Source organism: Dyella sp. (assembly GCF_036384435.1).
Classification (GTDB): domain Bacteria; phylum Pseudomonadota; class Gammaproteobacteria; order Xanthomonadales; family Rhodanobacteraceae; genus GSA-30.
On sequence record NZ_DASVMI010000057.1, the window covers coordinates 1 to 2926 of the forward strand.

General features: G+C 60.0%; 2 protein-coding genes and 1 tRNA gene. 2 read left to right on the plus strand and 1 reads right to left on the minus strand.

The window, feature by feature from the left end; all coding sequences use genetic code 11:
• On the minus strand, positions 1-1372 hold a 1372-nt coding region (hisS, locus tag VF436_RS05365; protein ID WP_330902974.1), incomplete at its 3' end, for a histidine--tRNA ligase.
• Between the two features lie 165 nt (positions 1373-1537).
• Here hisS and VF436_RS05370 point away from each other — a divergent pair.
• Together VF436_RS05370 and VF436_RS05375 are read left to right on the plus strand one after the other, a co-directional pair.
• A tRNA-Pro gene (locus VF436_RS05370) sits at positions 1538-1614 on the plus strand.
• Positions 1615-1821: 207 nt separating this feature from the next.
• Positions 1822-2926: serine hydrolase domain-containing protein (locus tag VF436_RS05375; protein WP_330902976.1), on the plus strand; the 1105-nt coding region annotated here is incomplete at its 3' end.

The window sequence follows — 2926 nt, forward strand, 5'->3', positions numbered from 1 at the left end:
CCGCCTGCGCCAATTCGACGCGCAAGGTCTTGATAAGTTCGCCGCGCGATACCTGAAATTGATCCTCGCGACGCATATCCTTGACGGTGACCACATTGTTGGCGATCTCGTCCTCACCTAACACCAGGACAAACCGGATGCCCGCGCGATCGGCATACTTGAACTGCTTGCCGAGCTTGCCGCCGTCCATCACGACTTCGGTGGCAATGCCCGCACCTCGCAGCTCCGAAGCCAACGCCAGATAGGCTGGCATCTGCGCGGCATCCATCTGGGTGACCAGCACGTCGACGGTGCTATGGGCCGTATTGATCAAGCCGGCTTCGCGCAGTTGCCAGTACAGGCGCGTGAGCCCAATGGAAATACCCACGCCAGGCAAATGCGACTTGGTGTACTGGCCGGCAAGGTTTTCGTAGCGACCGCCCGAGCAGATCGAGCCGATCTGCAGGTGATCGTTAAGCATGGTCTCGTAGACGGTCCCGGTGTAGTAATCCAGGCCGCGCGCGATCGACAGGTTCAACGCATAATAGGACTCCGGCACACCGAAATCGCGTATCAGACCGAGCACTTCTTTGAGCTCGGCACGGCCTTGCTCCATCGATTCCGGACCTGCGCCCAGTGCATCGAGCTTGTCGAAGGCATCTTGCAGCGAGGTCGAGCGCACCTGCACGAAGGCGAGAATCTTCTCGGCCACATCGTCGCTCAGGCCGAACTGCTCACCTGTCAGTGTCTCACGTACGTAATCGGCGCCCCGCTTGTCGAGCTTGTCCACTTCGCGCAGCACGAGTGTCTGCTGCTCGCCATCGACAATACCCTGGCTTTCGAAGAAACCGCGCATCAGTTTGCGGTTGTTGATCTGGATGGTGAACGCGCCGATATTCAACTCACGGAACACGCTATAGATAACCGCCGGGATCTCCGCGTCGTAGCGAACCGACAGCCCGTCCTTGCCGATCACGTCGATATCGCACTGATAGAACTCGCGGAAACGACCGCGCTGTGCCCGCTCGCCACGATAGACCCGCTGCATCTGGTAACGGCGGAACGGGAACGACAGGTCATGCTCATGCTCGGCCACGTAACGGGCCAGAGGCACGGTCAGGTCGAAACGCAGGGCCAGTTCCGGCTTGCCTTCGCCCCCCTTGTCGGCACTGAGCGCGCCGGTGGATTGCACGAAATAGACCTGGCGCTCGGTTTCGCCCCCGGTCTTGGTCAGGAGCACGTCGGAGAGCTCGATCACCGGCGTTTCAATCGGCAGAAAGCCGAAGCGCTCGTAGTTGCGGCGGATCGTGTCCAGCATGCGCTGAAAAGCAATCTGGTCGAGCGGTAACAGCTCGAGCACGCCAGGCATGGTACGGGCCGGGGTAAGCGCCATGAAATCCTCTATGATTTGCGGGGGAAAGTGCGCTCCGGGCAGGCCTTGGCGCAGCTCTTAAGATTAGCAGAAGACCGCCGGGAAGCCCTTGGGGGTGCCTTCGCGAAAAAGACCCCGGCCCCTGTTGCCAAGCTCTGGAACCCCGGATAAGATAGGCGGCTCCCACGGGGTGTAGCTCAGCCTGGTAGAGCGCTACGTTCGGGACGTAGAAGTCGCATGTTCGAATCATGTCTCCCCGACCAAATTAAAAAAACCGCCTCTTGCAGGCGGTTTTTTTATGCCCGGTTTTCCCTGTCGCTAGCGACCTCAGGCATGGAGCGTATCCGGGATATCGCCGTCGCCCGGCCCGGCTGATCTCTCCGGTCGGCGAACACCCTTGAAAGACATCTACAAATAATTAATCCGGGCGTCCCTACCATGCGTCCCACCAACGCCGGGAAATGGACTTCATGCAGCGCTTGCTTGCCGCCTCGCTCCTGCTTTGCCTCCCCATGCTCGCCCACGCTGGCGATGCAGCCATCAGCACCGAACAAGCCAAGCGCATTGATGATGCCGTCCGGGCCATCATGCAAGTCAACGACGTTCCTGGAGCGACCGTGCTCGTGGCCGATCACGGCCAAGTGGTCTATCGCCAGGCTTACGGCATGCGCGACCTCAAAACCAGGCAGCCGGCCGCCGTCGACACGACGTATGAAGTCGGGCCGATCACCGAGCAATTCACCGCCGCGGCGATCCTGCAATTGCAGGAGGCTGGCAAGCTGCATCTGGACGACAAACTATCCGTCTACCTGCCGGACGCCCCCTTCGCGGACAAAGTCACCCTGCGCCAGGCATTGACGCACTCAGGGGGCCTACCCGATTACCTGGCAGAAATCGAAGACGCCAAGGCCACGGGCAAGCCCGCCACCTTCAATGAGCTGATGGGGTACATCCGCGATAAACCGCTGCGCTTTCCGCCTGGCATCCATGTCGAGTATTCGAGCACCGGCTATGCGATGGCCGGGCGTGTCATCGAAGTGGTGTCACACGAGACGTATTGGCATTACCTGCAGAACCACCTGCTCGCTCCAGCGGGCATGACACATACGTTCACCGTGGCTGAAAAAAACTCGATTCCCGGCATGGCGACCGGGTACATGCAGGAAAACGATAAACGGGTTCCAGCACCGACCATCCACGCCTCGGTCGGTTGGGCTGCCGGCTTCCTGGTCACCACCGTCGATGACATGCAGAAGTGGAACCGCGCACTACAAGACGGCAAGATCGTCAGCCATGCCGACGTCGCCTTGATGAGCAAGCCGGTTGAAACACTCGATGGCTTTACCACGTATGGCCTCGGCCTCACCGTGGATACCCTCGATGGCCAATCGCGCGTGGGCCATAGCGGCAGTTCTAACGGCTTCGTTGACGCCAACGAATACTTCCCTGATCAGGGTATGCAGATCATTGCCTTTACCAACGCCCTGACAAGACCCGCCCCTGCCGAGATGATGACGACGGCCATCTTCGAAATAATGCACCCGGATATCGCCCAGGCGGCGATGCGGCCAGTAC